Genomic DNA, 7243 nt, shown 5'->3' with positions numbered 1-7243 from the left:
GGGGTCAAAATGAGAAAGGACAGCTAGGAGATGGAACAGTACAGAATCGGACGGCGCCAATCGAGAGTATGCTGGTCATCTCTGCAAAGCAATTGGTAGCGAATCCTGCTACGGTGTTGGTGCCAACTTCTCAAAGCAAGCCATTGCAAATCACGGCGACGTATCCAAATAACAGTACCCAAGATGTCACGACGCAGTCGACATATGAGAGCAGTAACCCAGCGGTAGCAACGGTAGATGTAGCAGGTGTAATTACAGCGGTATCGGTTGGGACCGCGAGCATCACCGTGAGTTACTATAACCAGACGATTACGGTTCCTGTGGAAGTAAAGGAGACAAAAGTGAAAGTCAATCGCTTGTCCGCAGGTGGAGCACACACGTTGATGGTGAAAGAAGACGGAAGTGTATGGGCATGGGGTCAAAATGAGAAAGGACAGCTAGGAAATGGAACAGCACAAAATAGTACAGTTCCAGTATTAACTAAAGACAATTAAATGGAGTGAGCCTAAGTGAAAAAAAATCTATGGAATATTTTTTTAGTGATGCTTGTAATTCTGTTTCTATCAAAAGAGACGACTTTTGCAGTGGGTAATGCAGTGAGTAGTGCAGCGGGTGAATCTCACTCACTGATCCTGAAAAGCGATGGTACTGTTTGGGCGTGGGGTGCAAATAATTTCGGTCAATTGGGAGATGGTACAAGAGTTCAAAAAAATGTTCCGGTTCAAGTAAAAGGTATTACAAACATTTCGCGTATTGCTGCAGGAAGTAACCATAGTGTAGCTTTAAAAGCTGATGGTACAGTTTGGAGTTGGGGATTCAATTATAACGGCCAATTAGGTGATAACGGGCGTGTAGATAGTGACACACCTGTAAAAGCAGTGGGCCTTACAGATGTCATTGAGATTGCTGCTGGAGGAGCTCATAGTCTAGCACTAAAAAAAGATGGTACAGTGTGGATTTGGGGAAATCATGCGGGCCCAACAATAAATTATAGTCCAACCAAAGTACAAGATCTTACAGAAGTAAGGGCCATTTCGGCAGGAGGTAATCATAGTCTTGCTGTAAAAAAAGACGGCACAGTATGGGCATGGGGGGAAAACTCTAGTGGTCAAATAGGCATTAACAATACAGTAAGGATTTCAACTCCAACTAAAACAAACGGACTTTCGAATATTGTCTCTGTTGCAGCAGGATTCAGTCATAGCATGGCTCTTGATGTAAATGGTAAAGTATATGCGTGGGGCAGTGGGGGCTCAGGAGAAATTGGTGATGGCAGTTATTCTGGTAAACTTGTTCCTATAAATGTACCAGAATTAACAGAAATTGAAGAAATTGCAAGTGGGCCTAGTGCATATCATAGTATAGCTTTAAAAAGAGACGGAACAGTATACGCTTGGGGTAGTAACACTAAAGGTCAACTAGGAGATGGAACAACTTCATTCAGTCCAAAGCCTGTAAAAATCACATTTACACCATAATTATTACAAGTAAATCCCCCTTCTAAGCAAGGGGGACAACATTTCTTTTGGAGGCAATATGAAACTCCTGTCGACAAAATCAACACTGATCTTTATATTGTGCATTTCCCTATTTACGTCGCTTATACCACCAGTGAGTATCCTGGCAAATGAACCGTCAACTCGAGATTTATCAAATACACAAAGTATAGAATCATCAACTCCAAACTACACAATAGATGAAATCCAGCAATCCATAGCAGAGCAAAATCTCGAACCTTTACCAGAAAAAAGAGAAACAAAAGATCCAACCTCATATGAAGCTGAGGACATCGCTTCACTAACATGGAACCAGCTGGATGCTAACACAGCAATCGAAATACACCGAACCTTTGACCGAGCCTTATTAAAATACGCGGCCTATTTTTATACAGATTTGTCGCAGCTACTTTCAACCGAAGAACAAGAAGAAGTCAAATCTTTTTCTAGTGACCAGATTATTTCTCAATTCGATAATTTCAGTCAGGAGCATAAAGATCTCTTAAACCGACTTACTCCTCTCATACAATCGAAAATCAATGAAATCAAGAGTCTAGAAGAAACAATCGAAATACAAGCAGTTTCCACACCTCCATCGGTTCTTTACACCGAAAAGGACCAAGAATTCCGCTTTGCTCGTTCAAAGACAGAGCAATCGGTAGATGATGTATATCGTGCTGCGAACCTTGTGGAACAAGATATTTATTTGCCAGGGAAGCATGGACTGGATCTCGACATAAAACGCAGATATCACTCTTTAAGCAGTAAAATAAGTGTACCAACCTGGAATGAGGACGAATCCAAGAATGAGGCACTGAAAGCGAATGAGAAATTTGCAACCGGCTGGGATTTTAATATGCCAAGACTGGATATCGTCACTCGTGAGCAGTCCGTAACAGTAAAGGACGATCCTAAAAACCCAGGTCAGCAAATCTACTCTTCGAAAGTAGACAAGAGCCCATCAAGTAATCGGTATTACATAACTTTAGAGGACGGAACATCTTTAGAGTATCGGTTTAACAAATTTGTTAATTATCCATATCAAGACATCAAGTTTTTGACTGACGACTCGAATGGGAAGTACACGCTACATTATCGAAATCTGAAGTATGAATTTGATGTCAGATTAGGAACGGTCGTCAAATCCAATATTTATGGAGACAAAATCAAGTACACACTCAATAGTGACGGAGAGCCGGTTAGCATTGAAGACAGTGTCGGCCGCTATGTGGTGATGAAACGAAAACAAAATGACACCACACAGGACTTGATTGTCTATAAAGACAAAACAGAGACTACTGTACTCAAGCATATTCGATATCACTTTGAAAGAAAGCTGGCATTGGGCGGATACTATCAACTCATTCGCGTAGAAGTTCTGCCGACAGCAGGGAGCGGAAGCGGCTCTTATACAATGGCACAGTATTCCTATCATAATCCTGTAACCAAAGGCATTGCTTATTTCAATTTAAACAAAGAATACATATTGGATAAGCTCCCTACAGATCAAAACCTACAAGATTCATCAAAATATTGGGAATCGGATACAAAGAAGCGTGAGGAACTCGATTACTTGCTTATGCAAGAAGTATCCTACCCGTTGCAAGGGTTAAAAATCAACTTCGATTATCGTCCCTATCAACTAGGTCAAACTACGTTTAATGACGGTCTTGTACGGATTTTTCAAGACAAGCATGCACTGAGCTATGTAGCGTATCATCCTGTAAATAAAGTATCGTACAGCTACACAATAAAAACCCCGGGCGGCACAAATACATATAAGCTGGAAAAAAACTATGGCAATAATGATAATTTCCGTGAAATATGGAAAGTGCCAAAAGAACAGCTTCCAAGATTGAAAAATTTTGCAAATCGGCATGGGGATACCATCTATGTCACTGAGGCAGAAGTATCTCGTTACACGACGAATAAAATCTACAAGGTAAATCAAGACGGAAATCCGTTGCTGAGAAGTGAAAAAATGACAGGTATTAGTAAAGGCGGGACGAATGTATCCGGCGCGAAATACAGTGTAGATTACAATCCAACGACCTATGTGACCTACGCCTATTCAGGTCGCAATACAAAGCCAACGTATCAATATGCATTTCTCGAACCAACATCTGCCGTTAGGGATAAGGATGTATACAACCAATATTTGAAAGACCCAAATCTGTCGAATCGCTCGCAGTATGCTGCCAAAATCAACAATTACGCTCAAGAGACGTACTTGGAGTACAACGATTACGGACAATTGGTCAAGCGGATTGCACCAAACGGGATCGTTAGTTCCTGGACATATGATGCAGAGTCTGTAAATCCATGGGGTTTCCGTACTTACTCCGTTTTGAAAGCAGCCAGAACACAATCGACCTCTGCTTCTGGTGATCCTTATTATTCGAATACGACCTTTGAGTACAACGATCAATATTTGCTTCGGAAGGAAACGGAGATTCATTCGTTCCCAGTCAATTTGATTAATAATCACAAGAGTCAAACCATTGAGCGGACCTACGAATACACAAACAAGCAGCTCTATTCGATTACAGAGAATTTTGGTCCAGGGAAGACACGGACACAAACCTTCACCGCTTATGATCAATATGGACTTCAGCCTACGCAGATCTCCCTCGCTGGAGTTGAGTTGGAAAGCGGCAAGTCTGATGTATTGAATTTTTCCTATGATATCGATGACAAAGGTCAAATCAAAAGCCAAACCTACCCGAACGGAAGCAAAGCGTCCTATGAATACGATGAGTTAGGTCGACCTTTATCGGAGACCTTTCAAAATCAAGGTGCAAAACGAAGCATTACCTATGTCTATCGGGACGGTGAAGCTTCTGGAACGAATACAGCTGGACCCGGAGTTGTCGAAAAAATCGCGCCGGATTCATCGAAGCTCATCACCTATTACACACCGTATGGTGATATTGCCTATCAAGAGCAGATGGGAACGACAGGTGCAAAGCGTCCACTGGTAGAAAATGAGTTTACCCCAGACGGCATGGAAATCAGTCGCACCGTTCCTTATGGGAAACAAGAGGAAAGCACGTCGTATTTGTATGACTGGGATGGCTTTTTATACCAAACGACGAATGCAAGCGGAACTACCCGAAAGCATCGAAACAACGCCTTTTCGGATGGCATGAGATATTTACCACGATTGACGGAACAAACGCTCTCTCCAAATGGCTTCATTGCAACTACCTACCGCAATTTGTATGGAAGAGTGGAGAGTATAGAAGAAACGACCCAAAGTGGCAGTCACAATCGCGAAACGACCTATGAAACAGATCGTTTCGGGAAAGTAACCGAAAAGAAAATCTCTGACGGTACGACTTCACAACTTTGGAGAATGCGCTACGATCACAACGATAATCTGGTTTATTTACAGGACCCTGAAAATAACATCAATGTATACGGATATGATGCGCTAGGAAATCTCACCAGTGTCTTGGAGAATGGGACGACTACGGCAGAGTATACCTATAATACGTTGTCTTGGAAGCTCTCGGAAAAGAATCCAGAAACAAAAGCGGAAACATACACTTACGATAAAAGTGGCTTGGTGAAAAGTTACAAGGACAAAAATGGCGTCACATTCAACTATGACTATTCGCCTTTCCATGAGCTGACGAAAGTGTATTCCGGTGCTTTCTATGAAGAACGCGTGTACGATCCACAGTCAGGCCTGCTTTTGCGCGAAAATAATAACGTAGGCAACGCCATCAGCTACGGCTACGATGGTTTCCATCGCAAAAATCGCCAAACGATGATGGGCAAAGACTACCAGCTTCTCTATTCAGACAGCGATGATACGATCGATACACTTGTGTACCCATCTAGAACTGCTGTATCCGGTTCGGCCCCTTCCATGAGAGTCGCATACGCGTATGACAGCGCTAATAGATTGAGCGGAGTGTCGATCCCAGGAGTCGGAACTACCACGTACACGTACGATATCAGTAGAACAGGCGAAACCAACTCGGTCTCGTATCCGGGGCAACCGACAGCCATGCAACAATCGATCAACTCATTTGGTGAACTAGCAGCCTTGAATCACTCAGATGGCTGGAATGAGACAAATGGCTACGATTTGTTTGGAAATATTACCAGTCAGAAGCGCTCAGGCACGAATCATGGGTTGTTTGTATACGATAAGCTTTCCCGAATCAAGGAAGAATCGGTCGAAGGGAACGTCAAGCAATACGCCTATGACAAGCGTGGCAACCGCCAAGTGTATACGAATGCCCCAGTAGATTTCATGCGCTCTTATGAAATGAAGCATGATTTGTTTAATCGTTTACAGGAGTATAAGGACGATAAAGGGAAAACAACATACACGTATTACCCAGGCGGATTGCGTGCGACCAAGCAACAGACTGGTAGTGTGACAGATACGACTCACTATGTATATCTGAATGGGCAAGTCATTGAAGAACTGACTCAAGACGGCCGAGTGAAGGCACGAAATGTGTTTGGCAACCAGTTGATATGGCGAAAGGACTTTGCCTCAAATCGGGAAGGAACCTACTACTATAATAGTCACGGCGATGTTGTTAAGATCAAGGATGCTAACGGCAATGACTTGAATACGTATGTCTATGACATTTGGGGCAATCTGATCACGGATAAGGTCAAAGAAACGTTTTCCAACCCGTTTATGTATGCAGGGGAAATGTTTGACAAGGAAAGCGGATTTTATTATTTGCGAGCCCGGTATTACGACCCGAAGATAGGGCGGTTTATTTCGGAGGATACGTATAAAGGGCAAGTGGATAATCCGTTGACGTTGAACCGATATACGTATGTGGAGAATAATCCGCTAAGATATGTAGACCCGACTGGACATATTAAAGATAGTTTTGGAGCAACACTTAATATTGCGACTGACCCTACAAAAGCATCGAACATAATAAAAGAAGCACAGCAGAAATGGCAATGGTCACAGAAAAATATAAACAAAGCGAAAACTGCTGCTGAGCGTAAAATGTGGAAAGATTATCAAAAAAGTATGCATGCATGGGCAGAAAGGCAAAGAGATGTAATTGGTGTAGCGTCTACATTGTATATAAAGGGTGGGGCTTCTACGTCACTTTTTGCTGGTGGCGGCTTAGAAATTGAATTAAGCGGAGATAAATTACAGCTTATAGCAAAGGGAAATGTTTCTGGAAAAATAGGTGCGTCAATAGGAGCAACTGCTGGTGTTAAGATGTCAAATGATTTGTACGGTAATATGAGTAGTACAACTGGGAATATAGGAGGAGGATTTGGAAAGGGTATTATTGCAGAGGGGAGCTTTAAAACAGATGGAAAATATATTGAAATATCGTATGGAGGAGGGGTTGGAGCAGCGGCAGAGGTTGCTTTAATCCCAATAGATGCTAATTTTGAAACTGAAAACAAAATAGAAATTCCTATGCCATTTGATTTAGGACATCAAGGTGGTTTGATTCCAAAGTATAATGGCTCACCAAGTTATAGTGAATGGATGAACATGTTGCAAGGAAATGGATGGTAACAATTTCAATAGTGGGAAACCTTTGTTTTCCACTTTTTTTTTTTGAGAGGTGAGATGATGTATAAGATATTTTTGAGATTTGTCCCAATTAACATAATATTGCCACATTCCGTAGAATTAGCGACTCTCGTGTGGGTAATTTTTGAATCTGATAATGTTCAGTCAAAGCAAAGTAGTGGTAAACTTAAACTCGCTGTAGTCTTTACATTTTTTATTGATGCAATTA

Annotated in this window: 3 protein-coding genes; all 3 read left to right on the top strand. The window is 42.0% G+C overall.

Annotation, left to right across the window (positions count from 1 at the left end):
* A partial coding sequence (locus tag HP568_RS28595; protein ID WP_173630872.1) for an Ig-like domain-containing protein occupies positions 1 to 494 on the top strand: 494 nt, incomplete at its 5' end.
* 15 nt (positions 495 to 509) lie between these two features.
* Positions 510 to 1478 (top strand): RCC1 domain-containing protein, encoded by a 969-nt coding sequence (locus HP568_RS28590; protein WP_309142244.1) that lies wholly within the window; start codon positions 510 to 512, stop codon positions 1476 to 1478.
* 415 nt (positions 1479 to 1893) lie between these two features.
* On the top strand, positions 1894 to 7017 hold the full coding sequence (locus HP568_RS28585; RefSeq protein ID WP_254551598.1) for an RHS repeat domain-containing protein: 5124 nt from the start codon (positions 1894 to 1896) through the stop codon (positions 7015 to 7017).
* The last annotated feature ends 226 nt before the right edge of the window (positions 7018 to 7243 follow it).

It is taken from the genome of Brevibacillus sp. MS2.2 (assembly GCF_013284345.1).
In the GTDB taxonomy this organism is placed as follows: Bacteria; Bacillota; Bacilli; order Brevibacillales; family Brevibacillaceae; genus Brevibacillus; species Brevibacillus brevis_C.
Note: the sequence above shows the minus strand (reverse complement) of the source record. Positions and strands in the feature narration are given on the sequence as shown.